We start from the raw sequence: 16,464 nt of genomic DNA, 5'->3' as shown, positions 1-16,464 counted from the left end.
AATCCCGGGACAGGCCACTGACTTCATGCAAGTGACAAATGCAACAGCCGATCCGGCCCCCAACGCCCCGCTGCCCGCTTCGCTGGTGTTTTTGCTCGCCAGCGGCGCCGGCCTCGCGGTGGCCACGCTGTATTACAGCCAGCCCATGCTCGGTGAACTGGGCGCCGACATTGGCGCGACCCCACGCACCATAGGCCTGGTGCCCACGCTCACGCAACTCGGCTATGCCCTCGGCATCTTGCTGCTCGCGCCGCTCGGCGACCGCTTCGACCGCCGCCGCATCATCCTGATCAAGGCCGCACTGCTGATGCTCGCCTTGGTCGCCGCCGCCACCGCGCCGTCCATGGGGGTGTTGCTGGTCGCCAGCCTGGCCATTGGCGTGCTCGCCACCATGGCGCAAGACATCGTTCCCGCAGCCGCCACGCTGGCACCCGAAGGCAGCCGGGGCACGGTGGTGGGCACGGTGATGACCGGGCTGCTGATGGGCATCCTCTTGTCGCGCGTGATCAGCGGCTTTGTGGCCGCCCACTTCGGCTGGCGCACCATGTTTGCTGTGGCGGCTGTGAGCATCGCGGGTATCGGCATCGCCGCATGGCGGGGCCTGCCCCGCTTCCAGCCCACCACCCGGTTGGCCTATGGCGCCCTGCTTGGTACCCTGGGCCACCTCTGGCAACGCCATGCCAAGCTGCGCCGCGCCACGCTGGCTCAGGGACTGCTGGCCGTCGGCTTCAGCGCCTTCTGGTCCACCCTCGCCGTGATGTTGCATGGCGAACCGTTCCACCTGGGCAGTGCGGCCGCCGGTGCGTTTGGTCTGGCGGGCGCTGCAGGCGCCCTCGCCGCCCCCATCGCCGGGCGCATGGCCGACCGGCACGGCCCTGAGTGGGTCACCCGCATTGGCAGCGCCCTGGCCACCGTCTCGTTCGCTGCCATGGCGCTGGCACCGCTGATGACGCCATCCGGCCAGCTGGTGCTGCTGGTGGTCTGCACCATCGGCTTTGACCTGGGAGTACAAGCCACGCTGATTGCCCACCAGACCATCGTCTACAGCATCGACCCGGCGGCCCGCAGCCGCCTCAACGCCGTGCTGTTTGTGGGCATGTTTCTCGGCATGGCCGCCGGCGCGGCGCTGGGCAGCCAGTTGCTGGCCGTCATGGGCTGGAACGGCGTGGTGGCGCTGGCCACAGCCACTGCGCTGGCCGCATGGATCACACGGATGTGGCGCCCACGGGTCACCCCCAACGCCAGCCAGGCCCTCTGAGCCGAGCAATACAGCCGAATATCAAGCCAAGGCAGCAGCGACCTGCTCACGCAATGCCGGCAACACCTCCACCTCGAACCAGGGGTGGTGCTTGAGCCAGCCATTGTTGCGAGGGCTGGGGTGCGGCAAGGGGATCACCCCAGCGCCGTGAGTGCGCCAGTTTTGCACGGCGTCGGTCAAAGAGCCTTTGTGTTCAGGCAAGTGATACGCCAGAGCGTACTGCCCGATCACCAAGGTCAGCTGCACCTGCGGCATGCCGGCCAGCAAAGGCGATCGCCACCGGGGGGCGCATTCGGGGCGCGGCGGCAAATCGCCAGACCGACCGGTGCCCGGATAACAAAAGCCCATGGGCAAGATCGCGCAGCAGCACGGATCGTAGAAGGTATCGCGGGACACACCCAGCCAACGGCGCAGGCGCTCACCGCTGGCGTCGTCAAAGGGAACGCCCGAAGCGTGGACCTTGCGGCCCGGCGCCTGGCCTGCGATCAGGATGCGAGAAGCTTCGTGGGCTTGCAGCACGGGGCGCGGTCCCAATGGCAAAAACGGGGCACAAAGCGCACAGGCCCTGACCTCTTGCAACAAGGCAGGCAGGCTGGGCGATGGCGCCCCTGTAGAAAGACCGGTGGACATGCGGAACTTGTTTCAGCGAACGCTTAACGCTTCACTGTAGCGCTCGCCAAGGCCGTGTCAACTGACCACCGGTCTCTCTCCGGCCCCATCCAAGTCCGATCAGCCTGGATCAGGCCCGATGTGGCGCCAACGTTTTGCTGTAGAGCGAAGCACCGGCGATGTCTTTCAAGGTCACTGTCATGGCGCGCGTCTTGGCGTCGATGTCCACCTGGCCAAAAAACTGCATGCCGCTGCTGGGCGGGGCGTTGGGTGCTTCGGGGGCTTTCTGGTACATCACCTGCAAGCCAAATGTGCCATCGGCAGCGTTGGGGCCAAAGCCCCCGGCATTGAGCGGGCCCGACACAAATTCCCAGAAGGGCGCGAAATCGTTGAACTGCGCTTTGGCGGGATCGTAGAAGTGGGCGGCGGTGTAGTGCACGTCGGCCGTCAGCCAGACCACGTTCTGGATGCCAGCCTGCTTGATGGCGCGCAGCAATCCGGCGATCTCCAGCTCGCGGCCTTTGGGCCCACCGTTTTCACCGTTCGCAATGGCTTCCCACTTCTTTCCATCGGGCACATGCAGGCCAATCGGCATATCGGCCGCGATCACTTTCCAGACCGACTGGGAGCGTTTCAGGCCATCGAGCAGCCAGGCCACTTGGGGGCGGCCCATGAAGGTGGTGGTGTCGCTCTCGGCGGTCTGCAGGTTGTCGGTATTGGGGCCACGGTAGCTGCGCATGTCCACCACAAACAGGTCCAGCAGCGGTCCCTGGGGCAGGTGGCGGTAGATCCGCTCCGACTCCACATCGGCGGTGCGGCGGATGGGCGCGTACTCGTGGAAAGCCTTGGTGGCCCGCGCCACCAGCAAAGGCACGTTCTTTTCCGTGTAACGGTTGTCGTCGCTCAGGTCTTTGGAATCCGAGTAATTGTTGACCACCTCGTGGTCGTCCCACTGCCAGATCTGCGGCACATCGGCGGCCATGCGGCGCACATTGGCGTCCATCAGGTTGTAGCGGTAGCGGCCCCGGTACTCGTTCAAGGTTTCAGCCACCTTGCTCACCTCTTCGGTCACCACGTTGTTCCACAGGCTGCCGTCGGCCAGTTTCACTTCCGCGCTGATCGGGCCATCGGCATAGATGGTGTCGCCGCTGTGCAGGAAAAAGTCGGGGTTGGTCTTGCGCATCTGCTCGTAGATCTTCATCCCGCCCCAGGCCTCGTTGATGCCCCAGCCCTGGCCGGCCGTGTCGCCACTCCACACAAAGCGCACATCGCGACTGGCGCGACCCGCCCTGGCCGCTGGCGGCAGGCGCAAATGCCCCTGCGCGGCTTCGGACAGCACCCGCTCGTTGTGCAAATCCTGCAAGACCACGCGGTAAAACACGTCCTGTCCCGCAGGCAGGCCGCTCAGGTCCACACGCCCGGTGAAGTCGGTGTCTTCAAGCATGTGGGGGCCGCGCACCCGGGTGGCGTTGGCGAAGCTGGCGGTGGTGGACCAATCGAGCCACAGACGGGCCGGGCGGTCACTGCGGGTCCAGATCACGGCGCCATCGGCCTTGGGGTCTCCGCTTTGAATGCCGTGGGGCATTTGTGGCCGCATGCCATCGCGGGTCACCACAGCCGGCGCCGTGCCCTGCGCCCACACCTGCGAGGCCGGGGCCACCACGGCACCACCCACCAAAGCCCCTTGGGCCAGAAAAAGACGTCGATCCATGAAAAAACGCTCCAAAAAAAGAATGCAACAGGGCTGCATTCTTTTCGAGCGAGGTGTCAGGGGTGTGACGGACGGAGCGCTCAGGCCCAGTTCATCCTGGTTTCCCCCATTCGAACAGGTCCGGGCTCAGGGAATGTCCTGGATATCAGGAAGCTCTGCCACTGCAGATTTGCGCCCGACGTCATAGGCTGTCATGACCTGAACGGCAATCAGGTCCAGGCTCGGGCGGTGGTTGCCCTGTTTGTCGGTCCACACCTTGGGGGTGAGCGAGCCCGCGATCGACAGCGCGTCGCCATCGGCCAGCGCCAGCAATGCAGCGCCCGTGGCCGCATCGAACGCGATCACGTTCACAATGAATTCTTCATCGGCCTTGTTCCGGGCCAGGACCCGTGCCACGGTATAGGTGTGCCCCGCTTTGTCCACGCGGCGCGAAGCATCGCCCATCAGGCGGCCAGCGATCAATCCGTCAATCATGTTGTGGCTCCAAAAGCGTGTTCTGTGCAGGCATGGGATGGGTGACCTCGCGCGTCATCTTGGGCGCTCGAAACTGCCCGCCGCCCAGGCCGTCGCGGTGTCCACATTCAGCTTGAAGGTCGGGGGCACCGGCACGCAGGCCAGCTCCTGGTCCAGCGCATCGGTGGCGGTCAGCGTGGCTGTTGCGCCCTCTTCGTCGGGCACGATGGCCATGGCGATCCGCAGCCGCTCGCCCTGCACCGTGATCGACACGTTTTTGTTGAGCTGGGCGTGCAGTTGCTGTTCGGATCGCCGTATCACTTCCTTGGCCGTTTTCACCAGGGTGTTGAAGGCGCTGGTGTCCAGCGGTTTGGGGTTTTTTTTGTCGCGGCCCATGGTCCAGGGGCCCACCAGGGCAGGCTCGGACTGGCCATCGACGTACATGGCCACGGCCCATCCGTCGTCGTCGTCGTTGTTGATCACGCGGGCGGTCCACTGCCCGTCGCTCCACAGGCGGGCCTGCTGAATGTTGTCGTCGGCTTCTTCGGTCATATCTGACGATGGTAAACGCCGATTCCGCCCTGCGTCCAAATTTCCCCGAACCCAGGGCGCCCAGCCAGGAGCCGTCGCAGAGAAACACCTGGTCAGAACTGGGCATCTCGCCCAGATGCGACAGCCTGTCGGCAAAGCGGGCACTATGCTTTTGCGTCCTGACAACCCTACACACACCCAGCAACTAAATGATTGAAGTCCACCACCTCACCGAATCCCGTTCCCGCCGCATCACCTGGATGCTTGAAGAGTTGGGCCAGCCTTACGAAGTCATCACCTACCACCGCGATCCCCAGACCCGCCTGGCACCGCCGGAGCTCCAGGCCATCCACCCGCTGGGCAAAGCGCCCGTCATGCGCGATGGTGATCAAACCCTGATCGAGTCGGGCGCCATCGTCGACTACCTGATCCGCACCTATGGTCAAGGCCGCTTCACGCCCGCCATAGACACCGCCGACTACAACCGTTATGTGCAATTCATGCACTACGCCGAAGGCTCGGCCATGTTGCCCCTGTTGCTCAAGTTGTATGTGGGCCGCCTGGGTGAGGCGGGTGCGCCGCTGCACCCGCGCATTTCCAGCGAAATGAGCAACCACCTCGGCTACCTCAATGCCGAGCTGGAAGGGCGCGACTTTTTCGTGGGCAACGATCTCACGGGCGCCGACGTGCAGCTGTCATTTGTGGCGCAGATCGCCGTCAACAACGGCGGTGCAGAGGCCTATCCCAACCTGGCCCGTTTTGTGAAAGCCGTCGAAGCCCGCCCCGCGTACCAGCGAGCGGTGGGCCGCAGCGGCGCCTGAGCGCCAGACCGCTCAGCTTTTCAGCGCTGCGCCCAGCAGGGGCCAAACGGCTGCGTGGCTGGTGCGGAACCAGTCGAGATGCCCGATGGCCTTGAGCCCCACATCGGCTGGTTTCAACCGATAGATTTGCTGCGGGGCCGCAGGGTAGTGGCGCAGCAGGTCGGCCACGGTGCGGGTCGTCGCGATGTTGTCGTCGCTGGCGTGAAACACTGTGATCGGCATGCGGATATCGGTATGAAAATCGCGCCCGGAAATGTGGCGAACAGCATTGGTGGCACAGCCGCCCGCCGCACACCACTGGCCCCACTCCAGCGCCACGCGGGCGGGCAGGTTTTCGCCCAGCCCCAGGGCGGTACACGGTGCATAGCCTTTGAATCGGATACCCAGCGGAAGCAGCACCCGTAACAGAGCACGGGACACCAGGCCAAAGACCGGTGGCATGCCACCGAACCAGCCGCTGGACACGGCCACCCCCACCACTTTGGCGACGCGGTGGTGGTTGGGCAACAGGCCCAGCATCTGCCCCCCTGCGCTGTGCCCCAGCAGCAGGACCTGCTCGGCTCGGGTGCGTTGCACCAGCCAGTCCAGGGCGGCCACCTGGTCTTGCTGACCCCACTCGGACAGCGTGGCCTTGCACTCTCTGAGCGGGCCTGTCAGCGACAGGCCGATACCACGGTAGTCAAACACCAGCACATCGTGCCCCTGCCCTGCCAACCAATGGGCGAAGCGCACGTAAAAGCGCTGCCGCACGCCGGTTGCGAGACACAACAGCACCGGCAAGCCCGGTGTGCCTCCGCTGGCACGGATGAACTGCCCTTGCAAGCGCACGCCATCGGCACAGGTGATCACAACGGACTCGCTGGGAACGACCGCACGAATGAACGCATCAGTAGAGGTAGAGGAAGAGGAAGAGGGGACTCTTAGCATGGTCAAAGGATTTTCAGGCGTGCACCGGTCTTTCTGACGGGGGCAGCCTTTTGGCCCTTCTCAGGCGTTTCAGCCGACAAGCTTTGCACATGGCTGAGCCATCGCGCCACGGTTTCCAGTTCGTCGGCGGTGAAGCCAGCGGCGAGTTGCTGGTTGATCTGGACCATGCCGGCCTTCAGCGAAGGCAGATGCCCGCGCCCGCCGGCTTGAAGCCACACACGCTGCGTGCGGGCATCTTCGGTACAGGTGCGCCGCAACACCCAGCCGATGGCTTCCATGCGCTGCACCAGACCCGAGAGCGCAGACGGCACCAGCTTCAGCGCGCCCGCCAGCTCGCCCATCGAGGCACCGTCGCGTTTATCCAGAATGAACAGCAAGCCGCTCTGCGCCGCCGTAGGCACTGAGACCCCCTCCCCCGCAGTGGCCGCTTGCTGCAGCCCGATCCACTGCTGCAGGCGCCGCTGGGCGCTGTTGAGCAGGAAAACCAGGCGCGGAGGTCGTTGGGACATGGTGTGCTTTATTTCTTTCGCATGCGAAGTATATAGAGACAGGCCAGCCTGGGGAACGTGCCAGGCATTTCAGCCTGCCCCGGCGCGGGTCATTCGCTCCCAGACGGCACCAGCTGCCTTGCGCCAAGCCATTGTTTGTCGGCACACAGCTGGGCCACCAGTTCTCGCGTCAGCTGCATCACGGCCTGCGACGCCGACGACACAGGGATGTGGCGCGACCAGCAGATCGCCAGTACCCGCTCCAGCGGCGGATCCACGATTTCTGATGCCCACAGCAGGCCCGCTTCCACCTCTTGCTTCAGGGGCATCACCGGCAGCAACGTGCGCCCCATGCCCGCCAGCAGCGAGGTGCGCAAGATGCTGATGGAACTGATGTCGGCCTCTACCTGAGGCGCCGCCAGACCGGCCAGCAAGGCCGCAGCCTCGATGATGGGCCTGACCCCATGGGGGCTTGCGGGCAACACCAGCGGCCTGCTCAGCGCCTGCTGCAAGGTGACGCGCCGCGGCGCCTTTTTGCCTGGTTGCGCCGGCTCGATCAGGTACATGCGTTCGCTCAGCAGGGCCGTGTGCTCGAACTCAGGCAGGTTGCCGTCGTCAAACAGCACCGCCAGGTTGAGCTGCCCTGTGGTGAGCTGCTGGCTGAGGTTGCCGGTGAGCTCTTCCGTCAACTCCAGTTGCACGCGGGGCAGGCGTTGGCGCACGGCCTTCAACAGGGGCAGCGCCAGGGCGTTGGAGGCGCTGTGCGGAATGCCAAAAACCACCTTGCCTGTGGGTTCGTCGGTGGTCTGGCGCGCGCTGGCCGCAGCCTCTTCGGTTTGCCGAAGAATGGACACCGCATGGGGCGCAAACCGTTGCCCCGCCTCGGTCAGCTCGATACCGCGTCTGGAGCGGTGAAACAGGCTGGTGCCCAGCTCAACCTCCAGTTGGGCGATCTGGTGGCTCAAGGCCGACTGGGCCACAAACACTTTCTCAGCAGCCCGGGAGAAGGAGCCGCTCTCAGCGATGGCCACAAAGTAGCGCAGTTGTCGAAGTTCCATGGGGCGCCAGCGTTGATCTGATGCCCATCATTTTACACGTTCCATCTGGATTCAAGATGCAACTACATTGATTATGTGTTGGACAGATAAATGTGGATCGCCTGTAATCAATTCACCAACCCGCCGCGATCGACTCCAGGCCACAAGCCCGGAGCCTCCCAAGCCCACCAGCCAGCGATCGCGTCAGAAGCACTTGTACCCCAGGTGTCCCGTTGGTTGAGAGGCCAGAGAGCGATCCTCCACCAGCCCAAGTGCATTGAACGCCATCACAGCGCGGCCCTACCGCCACAAGCGGGTGCCACACCAGACCGCCGGGAATCAATCCGGACCAAACTGGCGAGCCAAGGCAGCAACGTGATGCGGACCCAGTCCGCAGCAGCCTCCGAAAGCAGTCACTCCTTGGGTGCGCCAAACGCGGGCGTATTCGACCAGATCGTCGGCGGACATGATGTCCACGAATTTCCACTCGGGCATCGTGAAGTAACCGCTCTCGGGATAAGCGCCCATCGGCCCGCTCCAGTGCCGTTTGACGATCTCGATTGCGTCACCCGTGTCATTGGGGGACGAATGCATGATGCTGACGTGCGCAGGCCCTGTGGCAACCAGCACACGCACCACATCGTCCAGCAACTCATCAGGGTGGCTGAAGCCCACCAGCTCACCATCGGCCCGGCGCTCGGTCGCGATGCCCACCCAGACCGGCAGCCCTGTGGCCAGCGCTGCCTCCGTGGCCCAGAGCGAGTAGCGCACATCCCGCATCATTTCCATGATGATCAGATCCACGCCCGCCGCCGCCAGGTTGTTGGCCTTGCGCGCAAACAGCGCACGTGCCTCGGCTTCGGGCCATTCCTGCTGTTTGTCGGTGCGGTCCGAGCCCACCACCACCGGGCGCATGGTAGAAATCGAACCCGCCACCGCAACCTGTTGACCCGCAACGGCTTGCTGCGCCAACAATACCGCCGCGCGGTCGATGGCCAGCAAATCATCGTCACGGCCCAGCGCGTTGAACAACAAGGCACTGGTGGCAAAGGTGTTGGCAATCACCATGTCGGCTCCGGCCTTCACATAGTCGCGGTGCACCTCACAAACGATATCGGGATGGGTCAGGTTGGCCTCGGCGCACCAGGTGTCGCCACTCATGGTCGCGCCTCGGCGCTGGATATCGGTGCCCGTACCACCGTCCAGAATGATGATCTCACCGCGAGCCAGCTTGGCTGAAATGTTTTCGTAGATGGGGGTCGACCTTTCAGAGCGGGCAAGGTTTAGATTCTGGCGACCATAAGACCAAGCAGCCGATTGGCCATGGGTGAGCCCCCCCCCCACCGCTGACCCCAATGCCGCAGATTCAGCGGTCCATGGGTAGCACCAGGTGCGATCGAGTGGCCCGCCAACGCTGAATGAGTGGGTCGGCCAACCCGTTCCGGCTGGACGCGGTGACCTCGGGCCGGGCAACCTCGGCGGCCGGCAACCCATGTGGTGTTGCAGTGCATTGGGCTTTGCGGCGCAACCCAATGTCGTCAAGCCAGTTGCCCGAGTGGGGCCAGCGACACGGCGACATCTGCAATGGCCTTCATCCCCCCTGACAAGCGCCCCTCACAAGCTCGGTACGGAGTTGGGGGCTCTGGCTCGAAGCAGCTTTGATGCAAGGGGGTTGCAGGTCATCAAGGACAGTGCGCTCAACTCTGCGGCCGCAGCGCGCTCACCCTCGCCGGCAAATAAGGTGCTAATCTGGAAGTTCATAAGGAGCTCCACACCACCGTGACCCAAATTCGCATCAGTCATACAACGGACTATCACTACCGCACACCTGTCAGCCTGAGCATGCATCGGCTGATGCTGCGCCCAAGAGAAAGCCGCGAACTGCAACTCATGTCGCACACCTTGAAGGTGTCTCCCGACGCAACGATTGCGTGGGCCCACGATGTCTCCGGCAATGCTGTCGCAACGGCCTCGTTCACCGGCAAGACCGATACATTGCGGATCGAAAGCACGGTCGAACTGGATCTCACCGGCAACCCCTGGCCGATCTTCAATATCGCGGCGACAGCCATCAACTACCCCTTCTTCTATTCGAACGATGATCGCGCTGATCTGGGCGCGCTCGCCATCCAGCAATACCTCGATCCGATGGGGCGCCTCCAGAAGTGGGCTCGATCGTTCGTGCGGGGCCCCGCAACCGACACGCTGGAATTGCTGAAGGCGATCAGCAACGGCGTGTCCGAGGCGTTGCAGTACGAGGTGCGTGAAAGCGAAGGCACCCAGACGCCGAACGAATCGCTCGACCGCAAGAAGGGTTCGTGCCGCGACTTCGCCATCCTGTTCGCCGAGGCGGTGCGCAGCCTGGACATAGGCGCCCGGATCGTGTCGGGCTACCTGTACGACCCCCAGAGCACCGCGACGGGTTCCTCAGGCTCCGGATCCACCCACGCGTGGGCCGAGGTCTATGTGCCTGGCGCTGGCTGGATCAACTTCGACCCGACCAACCGCAGCATCGGCGGGTTCAATCTGATTCCGGTCGCCGTTGCCCGCGACATCACCTTGTTGATGCCGGTGTCAGGCAGCTATGTGGGTGCGGGAGATGCGTTTGCGGGCATGGAGGTCGAAGTTCTGGTGACCTGAACGAACAGGCCGCCGAGGTGCTGCCCGCCCCGCGGCATGGAGATCAGCGCCGCGCCCTTGGCGTTGTCAAGTGGCGTCGCTGCGCCCGACTGGATTCATCTTTCGGTAGACATACAGTGGACCGATGATGGCCGCGAACACCACCAGGTGCAGCGCCAGCTTTTCATCGAAATTGAAGTTCAACCCAGGCAATTTTCCAGCGTCAAGCTGCTGATAAGAAACCAGCTGCACGATAAGGGCGTTCGCAGGCGGCGCGATCACGGTGGTGACCCATGTGAAGGCAAGGGTCCACAACGCAATCATGGGCATCCGTGACACAGCCATCACCACCAGACCGCACATCAAGCCGTACACCAACGACACCGCCAAATGGGCAAACCATGCCATGAGCAAGGCAGGCGTCGCGCTCCAGCCACCCAGCTGCTGGTAGGCGGCTGCGTGGCGACTGGTCAGTGTGTCCATGCCAAAGAAAGGCTGCACAAGAATGAACAGGACGCCCACCACGAGACCGAGAAGACCCGCCACGAACAGCAAACGTACGGCATCCATTTCCTTTCCGCGCATGGAAACGGGGGGGCTGGTTTTTCTGATATCGGCTGTCATGGTGGGGTTCATATAGGGGGGGATTCGATGTTGCCGTGTGGCAAAAAACTCAGGGCGCGGGTGCGGCTTCTTCCGGCATGGCAGCCAATTGATTCAGCACACTGGTGAAGTTCTCCACCCCTTGCGCGCCGCTCACCAGGTGGCGCCGATTGAAGACCACCGCAGGCACTCCTTGAATGCCCTGGTTGATCCAATGTTGCTCAGCTTCGCGCACTTCGGTGGCAAAGCGCTGATCGGCCAGCACCGCGAGCGCTTCGGCCCGGTCCAGCCCAATCTCGGCGGCCACATCGGCCAACACCGTGTTGTCGGAGAGGTTGCGGCCGCGCGTGAAGTGGGCCGTAAAGAACGCCATCTTCAGGTCGTGCATGCGGCCTTGCTTTTCCGCCCAGTGCAGGAGCTGGTGCGTGTTGAACGTGTTGTGCATGCGCTTGTCGTCGGCATAGCGGAACTCAAAGCCCACCTCGGCGCCCGCCTGCGTCATGTGCACGCCACTGGCTTCCGACTGCTCCTTCGTCGATCCGTATTTTTCGGCCACATGCTCGCGAATATTCTGCCCTTCAGGAGGCATGTTGGGATTCAGCTCAAACGGGTGCCAGCGAATTTCGTGAGGGGTACCGGTGGCCTCCAGCGCAGCAGCGAGCTGCCGGTAGCCGATGACACACCAGGGGCACATCACATCCGAGACGATATCGATTTGCAGCTTGGGCGCAGTTGAAGTCATGGTGGGTTCCTTGTTGTTCATTTGGTCACTTCACGACCGCAGCGAAAGCGCCGTTCTGAGGTGAGGTGGCCGGTGAGATGTGGATCGCCTGGAAAGCTACCCCCGCGTTGAAGGCCCGGTGCTGATGCCGGATCTTCAACGGCACCTCAGGACGCCGTCTTCCATGCGAATTTTTCGAACGCCGCGTCCACAGGCGTTTTGGCCAGGTGGTTGGTGTAGTTGGACATCACCTTCATCGACACACCCAGCACCACTTCCAGAATTTGGCCCTGGGTGAAACCCGCGTCCAGAAAGGCTTGCACACCGCTATCCGTGACATTGCCGCGATCGCGCACCACGCTCAGGGTGAAGGTGCGCAAGGCTTCGAGGCGGGCGTTGGGCAGCGCGGTTTCATTGCGCAGCGCTTCCGTGATGGCGTCCTCCACTTTCATGCCTTTGGCAATGGCCGTGTGCGCAGGCACGCAGTAGTGGCAAGCGTGTTCCACGTTGACCGTTTGCCAGACCACGGTGAGCTCGTCTTTGTCCAGGCTGGAATTCTGGAACAGCTCACCCACCACCTTGTAGGCCTCCAGCAGGGCTGGGGCTTCGGCCATGACCGCGTGCAGGCCAGGCACCATGCCGAAAGATTTCCTCGAATTGGCGAGGCTCTCTTTGCTGCCCTCGGGCGCGGTGTTTTCGTCGTGCAGTTGAAATGTGGTCATGGTGGGCTCGCTTCGTAAAAATGAAAAAGGAAAAGAAATGGGGCGAAATCCGAATGCCGCCAAGGTGGAGCGTCATGCCTTGGACATGGCGCATTCGGGGTGGCTTGGCCGCATCAGCGGGCAATTTGTTTAAATCGATTGGTTTAAATATAGCTGCTTTAAATCAACCGGTTGGACCTCGGCTTTCAATAGCCTTGCGGAGTTTGTGGGTAAGGACTGCTCAACGCAACAAGCGTTGCGCCTGTTCGGCAATGGTCTTGAGCGAGGTTTCATCGAACACGCCGCGCCCCAGCACCCGAATGGCCACCACCATGGCCATCAGGCCCTTGGCCGTGGCGTCGGGCTCGATGCCCAAGGGGATTTGCTGGCGCGCCTGGCCCACCTCGATGCAACGGCGAAAGAAGGCTTGGAAATCACGCAACCCATTGCGCACCAGGCTGTTGACTTCGTCGCCGTGCGTGGCCAGATCAGAAGCGGTGTTCACGAGGAAACAGCCCTTTTTTCTGGTGTCAGCCACGGTTTCCGCCACGAGACCATCGAAGAGTACCGCGATGGCCCGCACAGGATCGTCCACCGCTTCCAGTTCGGCCAGCAGCGCGCGTCGGTTGTCTTTGTCGTACTTCTCCAGCGCCTTGATGAACAGCGCCTCTTTGCCACCGTAAGCGTTGTAGAGACTGCCTCGGGTGATGCCGGTGCTGGCGATCAAATCAGCCATGGAGGCGGGCTCATAGCCTTTCTCCCAAAAAACGTTCATCGCCTTGCCGACGACTTCGTCTTCATCAAATGATTTTTCCCAGGGCATGGCTTCGCCTTCTGCAGTTTGAACGAAAAGTCATCCTAGCAGATTTAAACCATTTGTTCCAAACATGGCCCGATCGCGGCGTTGACCGCCCCACTGGGCGACAGGCACCGGGTTCCGTTCGCAGAGGTTGCGGCCCGTAGCACGGAGCTGCCTGTCACCGGTAGCCAACCAACCGCCCCAAACCGAGCGTCATTAACCAGAACAGCAGCGAAAAGCTGCAGGCCAAACGCACGCGCCAATCAAGGTGGTTGTGCGCTACCGCTAAGCCCCAAGCCTTGCTGCGGTGGAGGAAAGCGATATTCAGCAACGCCAATACGATGCATCCCAACTTGACCTGGAAAAGCGTGTTGAAGGCATAGTCCAATGGGCGAGCGACGAACAACAGCGATCCCGCCACAACCGCGAGCGCGAAGCCACTGCGCGCGGCGGGCAGCAATACCGTGGCCAAAACAGAGACCGTCGGAATCGCACGCAGACGCAGCACGCGCCAGTCCAGAATCAGGATCGGCCCGACCAGCAGTGCGATCCCCACAATGTGCAGCGTATTGACCACCGGATACACCCATTCCGAGGCACGCAGGCTCACCGACAGCGCACTGCGCTCCAGCACCTCGAGGAAGGAAAAAGCCGAGTTCAACTGGATCCAACGGGACGTTGTCTATTTCTTCCCGTCCGGCAAGCGTTCCGGATAAAGGTCGAACTTCTGCCCGTCGATGATGATGCGCTCTGCCTTCATGCGCTGCTCCTTCGCATCGGCCGAACGCTTGCCGACAATCGTCAACGTGGCGCCCTTTGCCAACATTGAATCGCTCAAGCCGGCCTGCTCATTGCGCCAGGGCTGGCCCACCTCGACCTCCCATTTCGAACCCTCCGCGTCCATGATCAACACACCGTGCGGGTTGCCCAGCGTGGCCTTCTCGACCCTGGCTGTCAGCTCGAACTGGCCATCGTCCGTCCAGCGCCAACCATGGTGAGCAAGGGCCACTCCCATGCTGGCTCCCATCAACAACCATCCTGCGAGGCAGCGGCGAAAAAATTGGGTTTTTTGCATGGGGCATCCCAAGGGTGAAATATGGAGAAAATTATGCTATTCGCGAGAACCTCGACTGTCAAATGCGCCTTCATAAACCCCACGAACTCGAAGGGCCAGACCCATCGTCGAAACAGCAACTTGTGCCAAAACCGCCAAGACACCCACGTGACAACCGACGCCTGCTGTTGCTCCCAAGGCAAGGCAGCTTGCTGAGACGCTCCCCTCATCGGGCTGGTGCCGTCTGAGCGGTCAAACGGCCCAAGGCTGAAGCCGGTGGCGGGCCTCGACCGATGTGTGAAGCCCAAGCTTGTCGTGACACCTGTCGTTGGAAACCGCAAACCCTTCGTGGACCACCTTCAGGGACGCCACCGCCACCGCAGTGGCATCTGCCTTGAGGTCGGTGCCAGCGAACTTGCAGGGCAAGGCATTGGCGGTATCCCGACCATCGTCGGCGCACCGAAAACTCCAGCAGGCCGATGGTGTTCTGCTTGCGTCCGGCGACGTTCATCTTGATCTCGCAGAACCCGTCCAGGCACCCATTTCTATCCCTGAAAACGCCACGCTTCAAGGTCACGTTGCTGGCTTTCATGAGGCCTGCATTTTTGCAAGCCGAATTCCACTTCACTTCGAAGTACAACTCGGGGAGCAGCCTCACACTCGCCACTCGGGTCCATCCATCATTGCCCAAGCGTGTGGAACCGCCCCGTGTTTCGTGGGTGCGCGGTCAAGCCTCGACCACGCGCAGGCTCTTGTCAGATCTGTTCTGCGCACCGGTGGATCGCTTTCGCAAGCATTTGCCTGATCATCACTTGATGGGGGACAACTGACGTGTCCGGCAAGTCCTCACTATTGCCTTCCCGTGTTGAAGGTCTGCTTTAGGCGTCGAGCCACGCGAGCTTTGAGTTGGCAGGGGTTCCTCAACCGTTCTGTCCGACCTACCGCCTCCGGCCACAGGCGGACGTTGATCGCTTTGTTCAGATGGCCGCGCCCATTCACCAAGGCATGGCGGTTGGCTGAAACCGACAAAGCAGCCCTCACCGGGCAAGCAGGACGACCCACGCCCAACCCGGCCGGCCCGATCAGCCCCGCGCCGCTTTGTCAAAGGAGTGAATGAATGCAAATTTTTTTCGGTACGCCGCCGGGGGGAGGCCAACCTGCCGCCGGAATAGCCGGCGAAAAGACGCAGAGTCGTCATAGCCGACCGCAGCACCTATCCCGTCGATCGACTCCTTGTCGTCCTCAAGCATGCGCTTCGCTTCTTCGACGCGAAGGCACTGAACGTAGCCAATCGGGGATTGGCCTGTTGCAGAGCGAAAGCGACGCGACAAGGTGCGGATATTCAGACCCGCGCGTTCGGCCATGAGCCGCACGGGATTGGGCTGGGCGAAGTTCTCAGCTACCCAGGCCTGGCATTGCGAAATCACCTTGTCAGAGTCATTGATCTGGTCGTTCATGGCCGCAAAGGGAAGCTGCCCGTCCTCGTGACCCGAAAGAAGGTGCACCTTGGCTGTTTCGCAAGCTTGCCTGTGGCCGCAGAAACGCGCGATCAGGTAAAGGGCCAGGTCCTGCCAGGCCGTGCCACCGCCAGCGGTGACGATCCTGTCTTTCGCGGCGCTCAGACAGAGCACGCTGTCTTTGCGCAATTGGATGTCCGGATAGTGCTGCGCGAAAAGCGCTCCGTAGGCCCAGTGTGTTGCGGCTTCCCGCCCATTCAGAAGCCCGGCCTCTGCCAGCACAAGCGCGCCGGAACATACCGAGGCCACGATCGCTCCCTGTCCGTGCATGGCCTGCAGCCATGTGGCGAACGCTGGATATTGTTCGATCGGCGCCATGTCGATCGGGCTGTACATGTCACAGACAACCACCGCATCTGCAGTGTGAATTTCGGTTATGGCGGCATGGGGTTCCACCCCAATTTCTCCAACGCACCTGAAGGGCTGGCCATCTTTGGAAACGATCTTGACGTCCAGGGATTCGGCCCCCGGCTTGCCAGCGGTCATGTCCAGAAACACCGCGCCCACGGAATACAGCACGTCAAACAGCCCATAAAGAACCGATGGTGATGAATTTTCTGCGGCCAACAGAACGATGGTCGACTTGGGCAAAGGAGTACTCATCGGGATACCAGC

The 16,464-nt window shown here is 62.3% G+C and carries 19 protein-coding genes; 4 read left to right on the top strand and 15 right to left on the bottom strand.

What is annotated here, in order from left to right; all coding sequences use genetic code 11:
* The first annotated feature begins 25 nt into the window (after positions 1–25).
* On the top strand, positions 26–1,258 hold the full coding sequence (locus E5678_RS00260) for an MFS transporter (RefSeq protein ID WP_136176675.1): 1,233 nt from the start codon (positions 26–28) through the stop codon (positions 1,256–1,258).
* 21 nt (positions 1,259–1,279) lie between these two features.
* On the opposite strand, the gene E5678_RS00255 is transcribed toward E5678_RS00260, so the two are convergent.
* The 4 genes from E5678_RS00255 to E5678_RS00240 all read right to left on the bottom strand — a co-directional run bounded on the left by E5678_RS00255 (position 1,280) and on the right by E5678_RS00240 (position 4,583).
* Positions 1,280–1,888, bottom strand: a complete 609-nt coding sequence (locus tag E5678_RS00255; RefSeq protein WP_136176674.1) for a uracil-DNA glycosylase family protein — start codon at positions 1,886–1,888, stop codon at positions 1,280–1,282.
* A gap of 109 nt (positions 1,889–1,997) precedes the next feature.
* On the bottom strand, positions 1,998–3,578 hold the full coding sequence (locus E5678_RS00250) for an alkaline phosphatase D family protein (RefSeq protein WP_136176673.1): 1,581 nt from the start codon (positions 3,576–3,578) through the stop codon (positions 1,998–2,000).
* Positions 3,579–3,704: 126 nt separating this feature from the next.
* Positions 3,705–4,052, bottom strand: a complete 348-nt coding sequence (locus tag E5678_RS00245; protein ID WP_136176672.1) for a single-stranded DNA-binding protein — start codon at positions 4,050–4,052, stop codon at positions 3,705–3,707.
* 54 nt (positions 4,053–4,106) lie between these two features.
* Positions 4,107–4,583, bottom strand: coding sequence for a hypothetical protein (locus tag E5678_RS00240; protein WP_136176671.1), 477 nt, complete (start codon positions 4,581–4,583; stop codon positions 4,107–4,109).
* A 188-nt stretch (positions 4,584–4,771) separates the two neighbouring features.
* On the opposite strand from E5678_RS00240, the gene E5678_RS00235 reads away from it, so the two are divergent.
* Positions 4,772–5,383 (top strand): glutathione S-transferase, encoded by a 612-nt coding sequence (locus tag E5678_RS00235; RefSeq protein WP_136176670.1) that lies wholly within the window; start codon positions 4,772–4,774, stop codon positions 5,381–5,383.
* Positions 5,384–5,395: 12 nt separating this feature from the next.
* Here E5678_RS00235 and E5678_RS00230 read toward each other — a convergent pair whose 3' ends face one another.
* The 4 genes from E5678_RS00230 to E5678_RS00215 form a co-directional block, all read right to left on the bottom strand.
* Positions 5,396–6,310: an alpha/beta fold hydrolase gene (locus E5678_RS00230; protein WP_136176669.1), complete on the bottom strand. Its 915-nt coding sequence runs from the start codon at positions 6,308–6,310 to the stop codon at positions 5,396–5,398.
* A gap of 2 nt (positions 6,311–6,312) precedes the next feature.
* Positions 6,313–6,819, bottom strand: coding sequence for a MarR family transcriptional regulator (locus E5678_RS00225; RefSeq protein WP_136176668.1), 507 nt, complete (start codon positions 6,817–6,819; stop codon positions 6,313–6,315).
* An 89-nt stretch (positions 6,820–6,908) separates the two neighbouring features.
* Entirely contained in the window at positions 6,909–7,856 is a 948-nt protein-coding gene (locus E5678_RS00220) for a LysR substrate-binding domain-containing protein (RefSeq protein WP_136176667.1), read from the bottom strand.
* A gap of 318 nt (positions 7,857–8,174) precedes the next feature.
* Positions 8,175–8,996: a homocysteine S-methyltransferase family protein gene (locus tag E5678_RS00215; protein ID WP_247596861.1), complete on the bottom strand. Its 822-nt coding sequence runs from the start codon at positions 8,994–8,996 to the stop codon at positions 8,175–8,177.
* 618 nt (positions 8,997–9,614) lie between these two features.
* Between E5678_RS00215 and E5678_RS00210 the strand changes: the two genes are divergently transcribed.
* Entirely contained in the window at positions 9,615–10,475 is an 861-nt protein-coding gene (locus tag E5678_RS00210) for a transglutaminase family protein (RefSeq protein ID WP_136176665.1), read from the top strand.
* 66 nt (positions 10,476–10,541) lie between these two features.
* Here E5678_RS00210 and E5678_RS00205 read toward each other — a convergent pair whose 3' ends face one another.
* The 3 genes from E5678_RS00205 to E5678_RS00195 form a co-directional block, all read right to left on the bottom strand.
* Positions 10,542–11,078: a hypothetical protein gene (locus E5678_RS00205; protein WP_136176664.1), complete on the bottom strand. Its 537-nt coding sequence runs from the start codon at positions 11,076–11,078 to the stop codon at positions 10,542–10,544.
* A 49-nt stretch (positions 11,079–11,127) separates the two neighbouring features.
* A complete protein-coding gene (locus tag E5678_RS00200; RefSeq protein WP_136176663.1) occupies positions 11,128–11,799 on the bottom strand; it encodes a DsbA family oxidoreductase in 672 nt (223 codons plus the stop codon).
* A gap of 146 nt (positions 11,800–11,945) precedes the next feature.
* A complete protein-coding gene (locus tag E5678_RS00195; RefSeq protein WP_136176662.1) occupies positions 11,946–12,500 on the bottom strand; it encodes a carboxymuconolactone decarboxylase family protein in 555 nt (184 codons plus the stop codon).
* On the opposite strand from E5678_RS00195, the gene E5678_RS22750 reads away from it, so the two are divergent.
* Positions 12,499–12,633 (top strand): hypothetical protein, encoded by a 135-nt coding sequence (locus E5678_RS22750; protein ID WP_281728087.1) that lies wholly within the window; start codon positions 12,499–12,501, stop codon positions 12,631–12,633. The genes E5678_RS00195 and E5678_RS22750 overlap by 2 nt on opposite strands.
* Before the next feature lie 87 nt (positions 12,634–12,720).
* Here E5678_RS22750 and E5678_RS00190 read toward each other — a convergent pair whose 3' ends face one another.
* The 4 genes from E5678_RS00190 to E5678_RS00170 form a co-directional block, all read right to left on the bottom strand.
* The gene (locus E5678_RS00190) at positions 12,721–13,302 is read right to left on the bottom strand and encodes a TetR/AcrR family transcriptional regulator (RefSeq protein ID WP_136176661.1); all 582 of its coding nucleotides are present in this window, start codon (positions 13,300–13,302) and stop codon (positions 12,721–12,723) included.
* Positions 13,303–13,456: 154 nt separating this feature from the next.
* On the bottom strand, positions 13,457–13,939 hold the full coding sequence (locus E5678_RS00185) for a hypothetical protein (protein ID WP_136176660.1): 483 nt from the start codon (positions 13,937–13,939) through the stop codon (positions 13,457–13,459).
* A 21-nt stretch (positions 13,940–13,960) separates the two neighbouring features.
* The gene (locus tag E5678_RS00180; RefSeq protein ID WP_136176659.1) at positions 13,961–14,305 is read right to left on the bottom strand and encodes a DUF6152 family protein; all 345 of its coding nucleotides are present in this window, start codon (positions 14,303–14,305) and stop codon (positions 13,961–13,963) included.
* A 1,109-nt stretch (positions 14,306–15,414) separates the two neighbouring features.
* Complete coding sequence (locus E5678_RS00170) at positions 15,415–16,440, bottom strand: helix-turn-helix domain-containing protein (RefSeq protein ID WP_168708449.1); 1,026 nt, start codon at positions 16,438–16,440, stop codon at positions 15,415–15,417.
* Between the last annotated feature and the right edge of the window lie 24 nt (positions 16,441–16,464).

The organism is Hydrogenophaga sp. PAMC20947 (assembly GCF_004795855.1).
In the GTDB taxonomy this organism is placed as follows: domain Bacteria; phylum Pseudomonadota; class Gammaproteobacteria; order Burkholderiales; family Burkholderiaceae_C; genus Hydrogenophaga.
The sequence above is the reverse complement of the archived record's forward strand: the minus strand, read 5'-3'. Positions and strand labels throughout refer to the sequence as shown.